This is a genomic window from Spiroplasma endosymbiont of Virgichneumon dumeticola (assembly GCF_964264745.1).
Taxonomy (GTDB): Bacteria; Bacillota_I; Bacilli_A; order Mycoplasmatales; family VBWQ01; genus Spiroplasma_E.
On the sequence record NZ_OZ183478.1, the window covers coordinates 1,243,701 to 1,260,606 of the forward strand.

19 protein-coding genes are annotated in these 16,906 nt (G+C 26.9%); 6 read left to right on the forward strand and 13 right to left on the reverse strand.

Annotation, left to right across the window (positions count from 1 at the left end):
- Positions 1 to 59: 59 nt before the first annotated feature.
- Positions 60 to 188, reverse strand: a complete 129-nt coding sequence (locus tag ACFEL4_RS07895; protein ID WP_375317309.1) for a hypothetical protein — start codon at positions 186 to 188, stop codon at positions 60 to 62.
- Between the two features lie 18 nt (positions 189 to 206).
- Between ACFEL4_RS07895 and ACFEL4_RS07900 the strand changes: the two genes are divergently transcribed.
- Positions 207 to 1,028 (forward strand): IS1595 family transposase, encoded by an 822-nt coding sequence (locus tag ACFEL4_RS07900; RefSeq protein ID WP_375317310.1) that lies wholly within the window; start codon positions 207 to 209, stop codon positions 1,026 to 1,028.
- An 89-nt stretch (positions 1,029 to 1,117) separates the two neighbouring features.
- Here the strand turns inward: ACFEL4_RS07900 and ACFEL4_RS07905 are convergent, their stop codons facing one another.
- The 5 genes from ACFEL4_RS07905 to ACFEL4_RS07925 form a co-directional block, all read right to left on the reverse strand.
- Positions 1,118 to 2,527, reverse strand: a complete 1,410-nt coding sequence (locus ACFEL4_RS07905; RefSeq protein ID WP_375317311.1) for a hypothetical protein — start codon at positions 2,525 to 2,527, stop codon at positions 1,118 to 1,120.
- A 39-nt stretch (positions 2,528 to 2,566) separates the two neighbouring features.
- Positions 2,567 to 3,478, reverse strand: coding sequence for a DNA polymerase III subunit delta (gene holA, locus ACFEL4_RS07910; RefSeq protein WP_375317312.1), 912 nt, complete (start codon positions 3,476 to 3,478; stop codon positions 2,567 to 2,569).
- A 565-nt stretch (positions 3,479 to 4,043) separates the two neighbouring features.
- On the reverse strand, positions 4,044 to 4,433 hold the full coding sequence (locus ACFEL4_RS07915) for an IS1595 family transposase (protein WP_375317313.1): 390 nt from the start codon (positions 4,431 to 4,433) through the stop codon (positions 4,044 to 4,046).
- The gene (locus ACFEL4_RS07920) at positions 4,328 to 4,864 is read right to left on the reverse strand and encodes a hypothetical protein (RefSeq protein ID WP_375317314.1); all 537 of its coding nucleotides are present in this window, start codon (positions 4,862 to 4,864) and stop codon (positions 4,328 to 4,330) included. Before ACFEL4_RS07920 ends, ACFEL4_RS07915 begins: the two co-directional genes overlap by 106 nt.
- A complete protein-coding gene (locus tag ACFEL4_RS07925) occupies positions 4,804 to 4,938 on the reverse strand; it encodes a hypothetical protein (protein ID WP_375317315.1) in 135 nt (44 codons plus the stop codon). Before ACFEL4_RS07925 ends, ACFEL4_RS07920 begins: the two co-directional genes overlap by 61 nt.
- A 428-nt stretch (positions 4,939 to 5,366) precedes the next feature.
- On the opposite strand from ACFEL4_RS07925, the gene ACFEL4_RS07930 reads away from it, so the two are divergent.
- The gene (locus tag ACFEL4_RS07930) at positions 5,367 to 5,717 is read left to right on the forward strand and encodes a hypothetical protein (protein WP_375317316.1); all 351 of its coding nucleotides are present in this window, start codon (positions 5,367 to 5,369) and stop codon (positions 5,715 to 5,717) included.
- A 156-nt stretch (positions 5,718 to 5,873) separates the two neighbouring features.
- Here the strand turns inward: ACFEL4_RS07930 and ACFEL4_RS07935 are convergent, their stop codons facing one another.
- From ACFEL4_RS07935 to ACFEL4_RS07945, 3 genes are all read right to left on the reverse strand, one after another.
- Complete coding sequence (locus tag ACFEL4_RS07935; RefSeq protein WP_375317317.1) at positions 5,874 to 8,492, reverse strand: valine--tRNA ligase; 2,619 nt, start codon at positions 8,490 to 8,492, stop codon at positions 5,874 to 5,876.
- Between the two features lie 416 nt (positions 8,493 to 8,908).
- Entirely contained in the window at positions 8,909 to 9,298 is a 390-nt protein-coding gene (locus ACFEL4_RS07940; RefSeq protein ID WP_375317318.1) for a transposase, read from the reverse strand.
- A gap of 58 nt (positions 9,299 to 9,356) precedes the next feature.
- Positions 9,357 to 9,662: a hypothetical protein gene (locus ACFEL4_RS07945; RefSeq protein WP_375317319.1), complete on the reverse strand. Its 306-nt coding sequence runs from the start codon at positions 9,660 to 9,662 to the stop codon at positions 9,357 to 9,359.
- Positions 9,663 to 9,873: 211 nt separating this feature from the next.
- Here ACFEL4_RS07945 and ACFEL4_RS07950 point away from each other — a divergent pair, with 211 nt between their 5' ends.
- The 4 genes from ACFEL4_RS07950 to ACFEL4_RS07965 all read left to right on the forward strand — a co-directional run bounded on the left by ACFEL4_RS07950 (position 9,874) and on the right by ACFEL4_RS07965 (position 11,063).
- Complete coding sequence (locus ACFEL4_RS07950) at positions 9,874 to 10,068, forward strand: hypothetical protein (protein WP_375317320.1); 195 nt, start codon at positions 9,874 to 9,876, stop codon at positions 10,066 to 10,068.
- A complete protein-coding gene (locus ACFEL4_RS07955; protein ID WP_375317321.1) occupies positions 10,059 to 10,379 on the forward strand; it encodes a hypothetical protein in 321 nt (106 codons plus the stop codon). The genes ACFEL4_RS07950 and ACFEL4_RS07955 overlap by 10 nt, the downstream gene beginning before the upstream one ends.
- Before the next feature lie 88 nt (positions 10,380 to 10,467).
- Complete coding sequence (locus ACFEL4_RS07960) at positions 10,468 to 10,605, forward strand: hypothetical protein (protein ID WP_308149476.1); 138 nt, start codon at positions 10,468 to 10,470, stop codon at positions 10,603 to 10,605.
- Between the two features lie 95 nt (positions 10,606 to 10,700).
- Positions 10,701 to 11,063, forward strand: coding sequence for a hypothetical protein (locus ACFEL4_RS07965; RefSeq protein ID WP_375317322.1), 363 nt, complete (start codon positions 10,701 to 10,703; stop codon positions 11,061 to 11,063).
- Positions 11,064 to 11,463: 400 nt separating this feature from the next.
- Here ACFEL4_RS07965 and ACFEL4_RS07970 read toward each other — a convergent pair whose 3' ends face one another.
- The 4 genes from ACFEL4_RS07970 to pheT all read right to left on the reverse strand — a co-directional run bounded on the left by ACFEL4_RS07970 (position 11,464) and on the right by pheT (position 16,894).
- Complete coding sequence (locus ACFEL4_RS07970) at positions 11,464 to 12,225, reverse strand: ABC transporter permease (RefSeq protein ID WP_375317323.1); 762 nt, start codon at positions 12,223 to 12,225, stop codon at positions 11,464 to 11,466.
- Positions 12,225 to 12,950, reverse strand: a complete 726-nt coding sequence (locus tag ACFEL4_RS07975) for an ATP-binding cassette domain-containing protein (RefSeq protein ID WP_375317324.1) — start codon at positions 12,948 to 12,950, stop codon at positions 12,225 to 12,227. Before ACFEL4_RS07975 ends, ACFEL4_RS07970 begins: the two co-directional genes overlap by 1 nt.
- A gap of 67 nt (positions 12,951 to 13,017) precedes the next feature.
- Positions 13,018 to 14,388, reverse strand: coding sequence for an MATE family efflux transporter (locus tag ACFEL4_RS07980; RefSeq protein ID WP_375317325.1), 1,371 nt, complete (start codon positions 14,386 to 14,388; stop codon positions 13,018 to 13,020).
- A 97-nt stretch (positions 14,389 to 14,485) separates the two neighbouring features.
- Positions 14,486 to 16,894 (reverse strand): phenylalanine--tRNA ligase subunit beta, encoded by a 2,409-nt coding sequence (gene pheT / locus ACFEL4_RS07985; protein ID WP_375317326.1) that lies wholly within the window; start codon positions 16,892 to 16,894, stop codon positions 14,486 to 14,488.
- Between the last annotated feature and the right edge of the window lie 12 nt (positions 16,895 to 16,906).

Below are 16,906 nucleotides of genomic sequence, written 5' to 3' on the forward strand. Positions count from 1 at the left end.
CGAATCTTGTGTAAATTTATTTTTACAGAGCAATATTTCTCATATCAAATAAATTTAGTTTAATTTATTGTACCATACTTAAAAGTTGGTAGGTTAATCTTATCTAAAATTAATTTTAAAATTCTTATAGTTAATAATTTTACAAAGTTTATAGGTTTATAAATTATTTTTCGGACTTCTCCCCACATGTACTTGTGGAGGAAACAATGAAATTGAATGAGTTCAATAATACTTTTCAAACTGAAAAACAATGTCTTGCATATATAGCAAGTTTGAAACAAAGCAAATGTATTAGGTGTTCTAGTTTTAATTTGAATACTTCTAATTTAAGAAAAATGAGATGTTTGAAATGTCATCAAACATTCAGTATTCTCACGGGCACTATATTTTCAAAGTCACAAACACCTTTAATATCTTGGTTTTATCTCATCTTTAGATGAATAAACACCAAACATGGAATTCCATCAACTGATGTTGCAAAAGAATTGGGAGTGACCTTGAAAACAGCTTGAAGAATGGGTCATAAAATCCGAAGTGCCATTGCTAAACAAGAACCTCAATTCATTGTTGAGGGCATAGTGCAAATGGATGAAATGTATCTTTCACATATGGGTTTTAAAAAACAAGGAAGATTCTTGTTGAACAAAACCTTGATTGTTGGTATTTATGAAAAAACAACCAACAATCTGATTGTGAAAGTATTGAAAAACGCAAACAGTAAAAATCTTTTGCAGTTTGCAATAAACCACATTTCTTCAAAGTGTGATGTACATACTGATTCTTGAAAAGGATATCGCGATTTGAAATCGGTTTTCACTAAGCATGAAACAGTTAACCATCAAGATGGCTATGTTTCAAAAACTGGTGTAAATACCAATCAAATTGAGTCAGTATGAAAACATATACGAAGAACATTTAAAACACATATCAAAGTTGCAAAACATCATATTCATTTATATGCAAAAGAAGCTGCATATAAATTCAATAACATACCTAGTTTTGAAACTGTAATGCTATGTTTAATTTAAAAATGTGGGGAGAAGTCCGTAGATAGGCTTTTCTCAGCATTTATGTGATAAAATTTAAAAATAGTACATAAAGGGAGAAAAGCCTATTTTTATTTAAACAAATCGCTATCTTTTCAAAATTTATGACCAGTTTTTATTTTTTTATCATTGTCATCATTGTCGTCAAATAATGATGGATCAATTTCGTATGATTTACCATTTAGTGCACTATTAATAGCATTTTGATATTCAGAATTAGCTCTAATAATTTTATTGTTATCACGTTTTGGATTAAGAATAGCAATTACTAAACCAATAACTACTGACGGTACTGCTGAAACTGCTGAAACATATGTTAAAATTTTAAATGCTTGGAAAGTTGATAAACTTTTTAGTCATGATAAAGCATTACTATCTATGCTATTAGTTTTATCAGCTAAGAAACTAGCAAAAGTTGCTGTTAAAGAGTTATCTGTTGTCATTAAAACAATATTAGCGACTGAATAAATAATTCAGAAAATTACCATTATTAATAGGAAATACGATATTCGATAAGTATCACGAATTAATTTAGCGGGTTTTAAAATATAATAAACAAATCCGCCCCCAAATAATAATGTAGTAATAATTGAAAAAATAACAGATTGAGATTTTTGTCCAAAATTATAATCTACTGCAGAACCACCTGCTTTAATAACGAAGTTACTTGTTACAAAATATGTCATTATATAAGTTATTGTTAACAATAGTACTGTTAACAATAAAAAACCACACAATATTTTCTTTAATAAAGGAATTGATTTTGGTTTACTTACATAAGGATAGAATTTAGGGTTTGTCGCAGGGTGTTGTGGTAAAACTCCTAATTTTGCTAAATTAGCTAAACTAGCATTGTCTAAATTATTAATATTAGGCATACTGTTATTTAATTGGTTACCAGACATAGGATTTGATACAGATACTGTTGGACTAATATTATCATCACTAAAGTTATTTAATGCTGCGATTTGATCATTTAACTGTACCAGTGTCTCATTATCAAACTGTCTAATTCTTTCAAGACTTTCTCTTTCGATAGTTTTACAACTATTAGTGATTGAAACAATTAATAAGTTACGTTCTTCTAAAATTTCAATACGATTTTTTCTTGAACTTTTAGTTACACTAAAACTACGATCCATTAAATTAGAAATAATTTGTAAAAATTCAATAGCATATTTTTTATTGTTCAGCTGTTGCACTAATTCTATTTCAAGAAAAAATAAATTAGAAATTTGTAATTCTAAAATTTTTATCAAATTTTCATCACTCATAATAGCTTTTCTAACCACTAAATTAGCCAAACTGTTATATATAGTACTTGACACTTCATAATACAATGTTATATTTACTGTATCTTCTGAATATTCTTCAGCTTTTTTCTTTTTAATAATCCTTTTTGGTTTATTTTTACCAGCAATACTATCGTCTAATGATTTTGAATCTACCTTATCATCTACATTATTTTTGTTGCTTTCCATTGTATCACCTCATTATATTGAAACACATATAATTATATACTAAAAACTTAAAAAAAATAAATCAATTGCAATATTTTTATCACATTTTCCTTTTTTAATGTCGGCATCTAATTCATATAATTTTAACAAATTATTATTAATATATAATATATTCATAGCATATTGCGATAATAATTTAACTTGGAAAGTGGGAATATTTATTTTTCTTGATATTTGTTCATAATTATGGTTTTGATTAATTAAAATTTTAATATCTCTAATTAACTCTAGTTGATATGCAAGAATATTAATCATTTTAATTTTATCATAATTAATAGTGTTATAATAGTTAAATTGTATTCAAAATTTTTTATAATCTTTTTTTAATAAATAATCGATGGTTTTAAAAACATTATTGTTAAAATAGTGAGGTACAATTTCTTGAACTATTTCTAAGGTTATGAATTCATTAATACTTCGCAACTTTTTTAACTCATTAATAAATACATTAACTTCATTGGGTAAATTTGCTGTTAAAAAATCAATAGCAGGTTTAGTAATACTAATTTTAAAACTTGCACATACTTTATTAATAAATAATTCTAGTTGTACTTTTGTATAATTTTTAACTTTAATAATATTAAAGCTACTATCAATATTCTTAGTTTTAAAATCATCGCTTTGAATTTTAATAATTATCATTACCTTATCACTATGATTAAGTAAAGCATAAGAAAATCTCTCATCTTTAATATGTTTCAAATATTCATGATTTTCATCATTAATAACGAGAATTTTATTAGTTTCAAATAGACTAATAGTTTCAATTTCAGAAATAATATTAGCAATAGTAGTGTCATGTAGTTGATAACTGCTATAGTTGTAATCATTATTTTTATGATGTTTTTTAATTAAAGATTCAATATTTTTTTTAATCAAATATTGGTCTTGACCATGGACAATATGAACCATTACTTATACCTCACCTATTATTAATTTATGTTAATGTTATAATATCATAATGTTGAGTGTATATTCGCATAACTATAGTTTTATTTTACTCTGACGAGTAAATTTTGGCATTAATTTTTGCTAGGTTTTGTAAAGTTTCTGGACTTGGAAACTGACGATGAGTTTGAAAGCGACCAGGAATAAGGGCAACTTCAGGTTTAATAATTTGTAAAAATTAATAGTAGAGGAAGTTTTTGAACCATGATGGGGTACTTGTAAAATATTAATTTTAGTTAATAGACCGGAATTAATGAGTAAATTTTAGGTTGATGCTTCAATATCACCAGTAATTAAAATTTTAAATTGATAAATTTGTAATAATAAAACTAAACTTTTATTATTTTCAGAAGCATATTAGTGTTTAAATTATAACTTAAGTTATTATTCTCCAATTAAAATAACGAAAACAAGTAAAACACAATCCTAATACTAAATAATACAAGGCTTTTCTCCCTTTATGTACTATTTTTAAATTTTATCACATAAATGCTGAGAAAATCCTATCTACGGACTTCTCCCCACATTTTTAAATTAAACATAGCATTACAGTTTCAAAACTAGGTATGTTATTGAATTTATATGCAGCTTCTTTTGCATATAAATGAATATGATGTTTTGCAACTTTGATATGTGTTTTAAATGTTCTTCGTATATGTTTTCATACTGACTCAATTTGGTTGGTATTTACACCAGTTTTTGAAACATAGCCATCTTGATGGTTAACTGTTTCATGCTTAGTGAAAACCGATTTCAAATCGCGATATCCTTTTCAAGAATCAGTATGTACATCACACTTTGAAGAAATGTGGTTTATTGCAAACTGCAAAAGATTTTTACTGTTTGCGTTTTTCAATACTTTCACAATCAGATTGTTGGTTGTTTTTTCATAAATACCAACCATCAAGGTTTTGTTCAACAAGGATCTTCCTTGTTTTTTAAACCCATATGTGAAAGATACATTTCATCCATTTGCACTATGCCCTCAACAATGAATTGAGGTTCTTGTTGAGCAATGGCACTTCGGATTTTATGACCCATTCTTCAAGCTGTTTTCAAGGTCACTCCCAATTCTTTTGCAACATCAGTTGATGGAATTCCATGTTTGGTGTTTATTCATCTAAAGATGAGATAAAACCAAGATATTAAAGGTGTTTGTGACTTTGAAAATATAGTGCCCGTGAGAATACTGAATGTTTGATGACATTTCAAACATCTCATTTTTCTTAAATTAGAAGTATTCAAATTAAAACTAGAACACCTAATACATTTGCTTTGTTTCAAACTTGCTATATATGCAAGACATTGTTTTTCAGTTTGAAAAGTATTATTGAACTCATTCAATTTCATTGTTTCCTCCACAAGTACATGTGGGGAGAAGTCCGATTATTAATTAAATTAATAAGACTTATTTTAGGTTTCATCAACTTGACATAGTATTTATCTAACACATTTAACGAAGAACGAATTGGTAAATGGTCTTTAATTTCAATAGTAACAGTAATCAATTTTTCATCTTGATTACTATTGGTATGTTAACTACTTTTAAACCCTTTATACAAACTAATGCCAACAATAGCATTACTAATAATCATAATACTAGAAATGCCAATAATTAATCATCGCATATGATATCACCTCAAACGATGATTATAATAAAAACTAAGAAAATCCTTTTTTAATTTCTATTATTTTTATTCTCATTTCTAAATTAGGAATATTTAATAAATACAAAAACTGAAAGAATTTATAAACAGCACTAGACTTATCCTTTCCAAAACCTTATAATATGGTTAATTAAAATTTATATAATGTCAAGACACATTTTGGTAATCAAAGGAATATAAACAAGATGAAAAAACTACATTTTTTACAAAATAAAACGTTTATCAAATGAGTTAAATATAACTGTATTACCATAGTTACTGGTGCTTCAATTATCCTAAACATTATTTATTTACATAAATATTTTAGTGGAAGAAATAACAATAACCAAGATGTTACCACTATTACCATTGAAGCGATTAATAGTGCAGATTCAAAAATTGATAAAATAATACTCACTAAAACAACATATGTTACTACATTTAAAACATTAGGAAGTTTGCTAACTGCTTGTCCTAATCAATTTGAAGTTAAAAAATATGCTAGCATGAATCTTCGTTATTTATATGAAGTCACAAGTGATAATGGTCAAAAATAAAACAAAATGATGATAAAATTAAAGATTGATGACAAGTTGAAGAATCTTTAAATGGTACAAATTTTGTGCCAACGCCAATGGGCATTGATGATACATTATTAACAAATAATGACCATTTTCAACTTGAACTAACTCCTATCAACACTACCAAATAATCTACAACTCTTTAATTTTTGTTTCAATTAATAATTTTTGTTCTTCATAATCTGCTAACTTTACCTTCTCCAAGGCAACTTTTCCTGGCGGTGCTTTCTTAATAAATTGTTCATTACTTAAAATATTTTTACTACGTAATATTTCACTCTTAACAAAGACTAATTCTTTATTCAATTTATTTAATTGCTCATCTTTGGAAAATAAATTTTCTGTCTTGATTTCCAAAAATGCCCCATGAATAACTTTTACAATTTTATTATTAATCGGTAATGAACTATCATTAACACTTACAATTTCACTATTAGTTAATTGTAATAAGTAAGGATTTAAATCATCTTTTGCTTGCTTGAAAAAACTGTTTTCACTATTAACATGAATAACTAATGGTGCTTTAAATGGTAAGTTAAGTTCTTTTCTAATTTCACGCATAGCACTAATAATTGCTATTAGTATATTAACAAATTCATTAGCTTTTTTGGTAATAACCAACTTTTGAGTTTGTGGAAATTTATCATTTAAAATTGTGTCTTGATGACCCATTTTTTCATAAATGGTTTGTGTAATAAACGGAACAAAGGGATGCAACATAATAATAATTTGTTGCATAACATAATACAATATTTGCAAAGAATTGATTTTTAATTTATCATTTTGTAAATTAACTTTGTTTAATTCAATGTATCAAGAGCAATATTTATTTCAAATAAAGTTTGATAATTCTTTGGTAACTAAAACAAATTCATATTGCTTCATATTTTGTTTAACTTTAATAATTAGTTCGTTTAGTTGTTCTAAAATCCATTGGTCAATAAAGTTATCATGATTAATATTAGATTGTAATTTAAAATTAGCAGGTAAATTCATTAACACATAGCGTGCTGCATTTCATAATTTATTATTTAAATTTCAGGCAGCTTCTACTTTAATAATACTAAATCGTAAATCTTGACCAGGAGCACAATTGCTAACTAAAAAATAGCGTAAAGCATCAGTACCATATTTTGCAATTATTTCCATCGGATTAATGCCATTATTTAATGATTTTGACATTTTTCTACCAATTTCATCACGAATTAAACCGTGGATTAAAACATGTTGAAATGGTTTTTGATTAGTAAACTCCCATCCCATGAACATCATACGAGCAACTCAGAAAAATAAGATATCATAAGCTGTTACTAAAACTGTTGTTGGATAATATTTTTGAAAATCAAATGACTTATCAGGTCATCTTAAAGTAACGAATGGTCATAAACTACTAGAAAATCAAGTGTCTAAAACATCTGGGTCTTGAATATAATCATCCAAATTCTTTGGTGGCTCTTTAGCAACATAAATTGCTTTCGTTGTTTTATGATATCAAACAGGAATCCTATGTCCTCATCATAGTTGACGGGAAATACATCAATCTTGCATATTATTTAATCATTGTAAAAGTTGTTGTTCAAACGAAATGGGATGAAAGTTAACTTTAGTTTTAACATGTTTTTGTTTTTCTAAAATGTTTTTCACCAATGGTTCCATTTTTACAAATCATTGTTGTGATAAATATGGCTCTACAACAGCATTACTACGTTCTGAATAACCAACTTGATGAAGATAATCTTCAATTTTAACAACAAGATTTTCTTTAGTTAATTGTTTAATTAATTGGTCACGACAAGTAAAACGGTCTTGATTAACATATGATAAAGCTAATTCATTCATGGTTCCATCAATATTCATACAAATGGGCATTGCTAGGTTATGACGCAGTGCAATTTCATAATCATTAGCGTCATGAGCAGGCGTACATTTCATGACACCAGTACCAAAATTAATCTCTACATAATCATCAGCGATGATTTTAATTTGAGCTTTATTAGCGGGATTAATAACCATTTTATTAATTAATTTAATATATCGTTTATCTTTACTGTTAACAACTAGACATTGATCAGCAAACATGGTTTCTGGACGTGTTGTGGCAATAGTAACGAATTCATCACTGTTTACAACAAAGTATTTTAAATAATACATTTTTCCTTTGGTTTCTTTGTAATTTACTTCAATATTAGAAATAGCAGTTTGTAATTGTGTGTCCCAAAAAACAATTTTTTTACCTCGATAAATTAAACCATCATTATATAGTTTCACAAATACTTGATTAACAGTTTGATTAACTTTGGTGTCAAGTGTAAACGTTTCGCGTGAATAATCTAAAGCAAGTCCTAGTTTGGCTCATTGTGTTCTAATATTATGAGCATACTCTGTTTTTCATTTTCATGCTTGTTCTAAAAATTTTGTTTTTCCTAACTGTTGTAAGTTTAAATTTTGCTCAGTTTTAATACGTTGAGCAACTTTTATTTGCGTAGCAATCCCTGCATGGTCCATACCTGGCACAAAAAGTGTATTAAAACCTTGTAAGCGTTTATAACGAATTAATAGGTCTTGGATTGTTCCATCTCAAGCATGACCTAAATGTAACAATCCTGTGACATTAGGGGGTGGTAAAATGATAGTGAATGATGGTTTTTTATTTTTAGCAGTAGCTGTGAAAATGCCTTGTGTTACTCATTGTTCATATTTATTGTTTTCAACTATTAAATGGTCGTATTTTTTGTCTAAATCTTTATTCATTGCTTATACTCCTTTTTAAAAATAAAAAATTCCTATAAAAATAGGAACGTTTGATGTGAACGCGGTACCATCCTAATTCATTTACATAAAATAAATGCACTTAATTATTTATGAAAAATATAATACAAATATAAACTACCTTCAACAAAAACTTGCTTAGTTTACACCGACCACTAAGTCTCTGAATTTACTATTTTTTGTTTACTCTTTTATATTTTTAAGTTATTATTACTTTTTATTCTACAGGTTTAATTCAAAAAAAGCAATGTTTTACCTGATAAACATTTGTTTAATTTCTACAGTTATAACTTGCTTTTAAATAAAAAAAGCATGGCTTTTCTCCCTTTATGTACTATTTTTAAATTTTATCACATAAATGCTGAGAAAAGCCTATCTACGGACTTCTCCCCACATTTTTAAATTAAACATAGCATTACAGTTTCAAAACTAGGTATGTTCTTGAATTTATATGCAGCTTCTTTGGCATATAAATGAATATGATGTTTTGCAACTTTGATATGTGTTTTAAATGTTCTTCGTATATGTTTTCATACTGACTCAATTTGGTTGGTATTTACACCAGTTTTTGAAACATAGCCATCTTGATGTTTAACTGTTTCATGCTTAGTGAAAACCGATTTCAAATCGCGATATCCTTTTCAAGAATCAGTATGTACATCACACTTTGAAGAAATGTGGTTTATTGCAAACTGCCAAAGATTTTTACTGTTTGCGTTTTTCAATACTTTCACAATCAGATTGTTGGTATTTATGAAAAAACAACCAACAATCAAGGTTTTGTTCAACAAGGATCTTCCTTGTTTTTTAAACCCATATGTGAAAGATATATTTCACCCATTTGCACTATGCCCTCAACAATGAATTGAGGTTCTCGTTTAGCAATGGCACTTCGGATTTATGACCCATTCTTCAAGCTGTTTTCAAGGTCACTCCCAATTCTTTTGCAACATCAGTTGATGGAATTCCATGTTTGGTGTTTATTCATCTAAAGATGAGATAAAACCAAGATATTAAAGGTGTTTGTGACTTTGAAAATATAGTGCCCGTGAGAATACTGAATGTTTGATGACATTTCAAACATCTCATTTTTCTTAAATTAGAAGTATTCGAATTAAAACTAGAACACCTAATACATTTGCTTTGTTTCAAACTTGCTATATATGCAAGACATTGTTTTTCAGTTTGAAAAGTATTATTGAACTAATTCAATTTCATTGTTTCCTCCACAAGTACATGTGGGGAGAAGTCCGAAAAGCATATACTAATAAAAGTAAGATTTTACTAAATATTTTGTTTAGTTTTTAGCCCATTACTTTATTTTAAAGTAAATGGTTTTTTATTTTTAAAGGAGTAAAATGATATGATTATTAAAGATGTCCCAGGCGATGGTAATTGCATATTATGAGCAGTAATGGTGTCATATTTAGAACAAGTTAAAACTGATGAAGAGCAATTTAAAAAAAGGTATAAAGCACTTTTTGGTGTAGAAAGTGATCGAAATCGTATTTTTAATTTTAATGATTTTGACTTTAAAGATAAAAAAATGTGAGACTAGTTAAACTATTTCGTAGCCGGATTTGTAATTATATTAAGGAAAATTTAGATACAAAACGCCCACCTAATAAAGGCGATTTTAAATCATTGTTATTAGATAGTAAAATTAATAAAAAAATAAATCCTAAAGATAATGAAGAAAAACAACTAGAAACAACTTTAAAAGAAATGAGAAAAAATGGTAATTATGCAGGTTCTGTTGAAATTGAAGCAATTTGTAATATTATTAGATCTAATGAAGCATCTGACGTTGAATATATTGAAAAATTTAAACCAGATTATGGAAAAACTAATGATGAAATACTAAAATAGTAAACTTAATATAAGTTTTTTAACCCACTTAATTTTGCTTAAAAGTTAAATGGTTTTTTATGTTTAAATTGGGGAGAAGTGAAAATAAATGGCACCAGCAAATAAAAATAGTATGAATGCAAAAGAATTAATTGAAAAACTTGAAGAAATAAATTCAAAATATAAACTTAAGTATAAAAATCAAATTCCTTATTACAAAAGAATTATTGAAGAATTAAAAAAATAGAAAAATTAGAAGATATTGATAGTGCTAGCAAGATACTTAAAGAGTATGAAGATTATTGTGGAAAAAATAGTAAAAAATATGAGAATAACCAAGTTATGCCAATACTAAGTTTATTTGCTACAACAAAGTCATTTTTAAACAATCAAACGAAAGATGGAAACCTAGTTTCAGACTTTAACTTAGTACATACTTATGATTTAAATGCTTTAACAACTACTGAAGAAGATGAAATACTTTTTTCAAATACTAATGAAACTACGATAACAACCTCTTTAACTAATTCAAAAAATGAAATAAAAAAATCTAAAAGTTTAATTAACTTAACAAAAGATAATAAAGATAGTGAATTGGAAACAAACAATGAACTTTCAGCAACTATTGAACAAAAAAAATCTACTTTAGCAGAATTAAATGAAAAATTGACAAATATTAACAAAGAAAAGGAGATTTTAAAGTAAATTTTCAAAAAGAAAAACAAATTCTAAGAAAATTATGACATTGACCACTTAAATTTATTACATGCGGAATGTGAGAAATTAAACAACTTAATGACAAATATAATGAATTAAATTGAAAATTTACAGAATTAAAAGATTAAATTAAAACATTAGAAACTGAAATTGAATCATTAAAAACTACTTGTTCCTTAACTAATGGCAATAAATCACAGTCTTTTAATGATTTAAATGAGGATAATATAAATTCTCTCTTTACTAAAAACTTCAAATCATCTGAAGTTAATGACTTTGATGAAACAAGCTTATCAAAACAAATTTCATCTTCAATATCACCAAATCCTTTATAAAAAATATAAAAGTTCACTCTAATATTAGTTTGAACTTTATTTTTGTTTTATATTTATTTGCGACGATATTTGTAAGCCATAATAGCGCCAAATACTAATGTACCAATTCAAACAATACTAACTAAAATAGGAACTCAATAGTTATTAAATAAAGCAGAATTAGCTAAATCAGAACTTGAACTATAATTATTTCATCCGCGATTCATAATTGAAACAGGGTATGAAAAAGGAATGATTTTGGCAATAATAACTAAAGCAGGTTGTTTACTAATACCTTGATAGGGAATGTATTGTCCTGATAAAAATGAAGTTGGTAAATATAATAATAACGAAAAAGCGTTAGCAACTTTAAAATCAGGCGCTAAAATTCCTACCATTACCCCTACTGCTGAACACATTACTGATGATAGTAAAATTGATAATAAAACGTATCCTCAATTAATAGCACCCCGATTAATTTGATTTTGATATAAAGCAGAACCAATTCCTAAGGTTCAGAAACTACCAACAAAAATTAAAATAACATGAAAAATCAAAATACTACTAATAAATTCTCATGGTCGTAATGGAGTTGCACCAATTCTTTTAATAATAATGGATTGTTTAAAATCAGAATAAGTCATAGCTAGTGTAACAATTCCTAATACCGGTGACGCTGACATAACTAATCCTGGTAAAACAGTATTGGCGGAATTATCACCACCAAGCACTGCAACTAAAATAGTCAACATAATAATCGGAAAAACAAAGCCAAAAAAGATACTATGAAAAGATTTTTTTAAGTAACCCAATAATAACCGAAACATGGCTAACATTATTTTGCCTCCTTACTAACAGGCTTCTTACCTTCAGTTTTTTCTAAATAATATTTTAATAATGAACAATACTTTTTAGTAACTTCACTCACAGTAGTGTCGTCAATAACCACGCCATCTTTTAAAAAAATAATACGTTGACATAGCGCTTGAATCTCATCAAGATTGTGACTAACTAAAATTAAAGTAATATTATTTAGACTAATTTGTTCTTGCAAAAAGTTAATAACATCAATTCTGGTTTTAACATCTAAACCAGTTGATATTTCATCACCAACATAGATTTTAGGTTGATGAAATAAAGATAAGAAAAGATTAACTCTTTGTCTTTGTCCACCTGATAAACTGTTTACTTTTCGTTTAAACAATTCTGCTAATTGAAACTTTTCTAACATTGAAGAAAATACTTCTGGTTTAATTTTATTAACATAGATTTTATGATAAAAGTTTATTAATTCTTTGACAGTAATAAAATTAGGATAAACTTGATCTTGAAAATTAATCCCTAAAACATAAGGAATATCCTTTTTATCAAAGCTATATTCAATGCTACCGATAGTAGCATTTTTGGTATTACTAATGATTTCGCAAAGTGTAGTTTTTCCTGCGCCATTAGCACCGAAAATAGCAACTGAACTACCGGCAGTAATATTTAAACTAATAGGGCCAAGTACGACTTTACCATTATATGATTTTGTAATATTATTAATTTTAATTACACTCATATTTAACTTCCTTTCTTGAATTTTATACTTTATAAGTATAACATTAAATATTTCTTTTTAACATTTTTTATCCATGCGGTTCAAAGATAGGATGAGGAATACTTTCTAATTTGATAGTATTAATAATATTTTTATTTCACGGAATAAATTTATATAGTAAATAACCACAAACAAAATCAGCCACTTTATCTAAACAAGAAATCATAATTACCATTTGAATGCTCAAACTTGTTCATTGTAATAAAGCAAAGGTAATAAAAATGTCAATAAATCAAATTAAAAATAAATCAGCAATACTAGCAATTAACGTATAACCACCAGCATACAGAAAACTAAATAGCGGTTGCATCATATTAATAAAGAAATAAGTAACAGCAGAAAAAGCCATATACCAAACAGCTAAATTCATAGCTTTTTCTGATAAATTAGGAAATAAAGCCCTCGGTACCCAAAAGGCACTGCTGACAATGATAATAGCAATTACGGTCGAAATACCAAAACTTAACTTTAAAATTTTTAAAGCATTTTCTTTAGCTAAGACTAACTCACTAGAACCTAATAAATTTCCGACAGAATTTCCTACTAATGCATTATATCCCCTAAAAGTAGAGTAGAAAATAGCAACAACAGAACCGACAATTTGGACAGCAGCAATGACATCAGTATCACCATAATGTGAATACAAAGCAGTTAACATAACAACTGAAACACCAAATAAAACTTGACTAGCAAATAATGGTAAAAATGTAATAAAATATTTTTTATGTAAACTTTTAGTAAATTTCAAAATATTTAAATTAGGGAAATAAATGGGTTTTTTATAAATCAAATAAGTAACAAAAATAATACATTCCACAACTCGTGAAACAATTAAACTAATAGCTAAACCTTCAATCCCTAAGTTAGGACCACCTTTATATGGTAAAGATAAAATACAAACTAAAGCGGTATTTAAAAATAAAGAACAAATTGAAGTTATTAATGGTGTTTTCACATTACCACAAGTATTCATAGTAATAGACATAATAAAAGCAAATCCTAGCAATGGATAGTTTCAAGCAATTAAACGACTATACTGTTCAGCCACGCCAATGGCTTTTTCATGTGTTTTGTCTTCAGATCCTAGAATAACGCCCATAATTTGTTTACTAAATAATTCTAAAACTATTACGAAAATAATAGAAAAAATTAAAGTGTAAAATAACTTAATATTAGTAGTTTCTTGAATTTTATTTTTATTCTTAACCCCCAGATATTGCGCAGTAAAAATATTTCCTGTTGCTACAACAGCAAAAAAAATATATCAAACCATATCATAAATATTACTTGATGATGCAACTCCAGCAATAGAATTATCATCACCAAATTGACCAACTACAAAATTATTCATTAAATTTAATAATGTTTCAATTAATGATTGAGCGATAATTGGAATCATAAATAATAATGCAGTTTTATAAAATTTTAAATTACTATTTTTAAAGCAGTACATGATTAGATACCTTAATTTAAAATTCATTACTTTCTTAGTTTTTTTACCGAATAGTAGCATTAAATTTGTTTTTTAAAAGATTTTGAACAACTGTTATTGAAGATTTAATTTTTTCTTCATCTAATTGTTTTTCACTACTATTGAATTTTAAATTAAAAGTTAAAGAATGTTGGAATTGTGATTTTAAGCGATCATCAGTATAAAAATCAATTAATATAACCTGTTCAAGAAATTCAATATTTTCGTCTAACAACATAATTTTAATATCTGAAAACTGGACACTAATTCCAACAAAAATAGAAATATCACGATTTAATGGATTAAATTTTGACCATGGTTTAAACTTAATAACATTCTTTTCAGATGCTATAATAATTTTTGCTATTTTAGTACAATTAATTTCTGCTAAGAATATTTTTTCAAAATTCATTTGCTTTTCAGTTTGGGGATGCAATGCGCCAATAGTAGCAATGTGTTCTTGTTCATAAAAAATATCAGCGCTTAAATATGGATGCATAGCAATGTTTTTATTAGGTTTATAAATAATATTTTGTGAAACATGAGGAATAACCTTGTTTAAAAAACCATCAATGAAACCTTTAACAACATGATAAGGATTAGGATTAGATTTGCTAATACTAGACTTTGGCAAAAAATCACCCATAATTACTAATCCTAAATGATGATTATCATCACCATCATCACCAGTATAAATAGTTTCATCAGTAAAAATTTTAAGTTGGGTTTCTTTGCGCGCATAATTATATTGGCAAATTTTTAATAAACTATCTGTTAAATTAAAACGCATAACTTCACGTGTTGAAGTTAATGGTGAACTTAAACTAACTGGACTTTTATGATTAAAAAAATTAAATTCAGTTAAACTTTTCCTACTTGTTAAACTGTAAGTTTTTACTTGGTTAAAACCATAACTAATTAAGTGATTTCTTCAATTTCCCATTAATGTTTCTAAGACTGTAGGTGGTTTTTGGGGAACATAAAATACTGGCATTGTTACCGGCAAGTTATCATAGCCAATAATTCTAGCAATTTCTTCACTTAAATCATTAGTATTATTTAAATCGTTACGGTGACCTGGTGCAGTTATTTTTAGTAACTCATGATTAGTAGGAACTAGTTCAACTTTACAACCAATAACAGTTAAATAAGTAATGATTTCTTTGATTTCTAAACTAGAGCCTAAAATTTTATTAATATCATTATAATTTAAAACAAGTAATTTTTCTTGAATATTGTAAGGAATGTCATTACTAAATCCAAGAATTTCATATTCAATTTTTAATTGATCTAAAATAAATAAGTAGCGTTGTAAAGCAATCATATAGTAGTCAGGTGCAACTGGTTTCACTAAACGTTCAATAAAAATACTATTAATAGCAATATGACGTTTAGCTTGTTCAATCATTGTTTGAACATTAGGATTAATAGAAAAAATAAAGATATCTTTGGTACTTGGTTTAACTTCATAATCAATATTATAACTAATTCCTAAAACACTAAAGGCTAAAAATTTATCATGGATAACTATATCCCCTTTTTCAATTTTTAAACTGCCTTCTGGATATGATTTAGGAGAAACATTAATTGAAGGTTCTTTTAATAACTCAGCATTAAAAGTAATTATAGGTTGACCTAATTCTAACATAACTAAATTAACAACATCTTCAACTAAAGTTTTAGGGGCAATATTAGCAAGTTGTAAGGTTCTTTTAATTCACATTGGTGTTAATTTAGTTGAATTCTGTTTTAAACGAATTTTTAAAGTTGCTAAAGCTTGAATTTTAGTATTAACAACGGAAACTTGAGGTTTTTTATCTAAAAATAATAAATTACTAATTCCCATATTCTTTAATGGGATTTTGAAATAAGCGCTAAGTTCACGTGCTATACTATAAGTTCCTAAACAATCACTACGGTTAACAGTTAAATCAATAAAAAAAATTGTGTCATCTAATTTTAAATATTGCAAAGGATTATTATTGCCAACAACAGCATCACTAGGTAAATGAATAATGCCTGATATTTCATCTTTATTTTGGACATTACCAAAAATTCCTAATTCTGTTAATGAGCAAATCATTCCTGATGAAACAACATCTTGAATGGTTCTACTCGTGATAATAAGACCATTAGCTAGCGTGCTACCTATGTTGGCAACAACAACTTTGTTACCAACAGCAACATTACTAGCACCACAAACAATAGTTGTACTTTTATTGCCTAAACTTACTTCGCATATATTTAACTTACTTGACTTAGGATGTTTTGTAATTCTAAGTATTTCGCCAACTATTAAATTAGTATTGGTAAAAACTAGGTTTCTAACTTGTTCTACTTCAAATCCTAAACTATTTAAAGCAATAATAATTTCTTTATCTTTAATACTACTAAGATCTAATCATTGTGAGATTATCTTACGTGAAATGGTCATTATATACTCCTC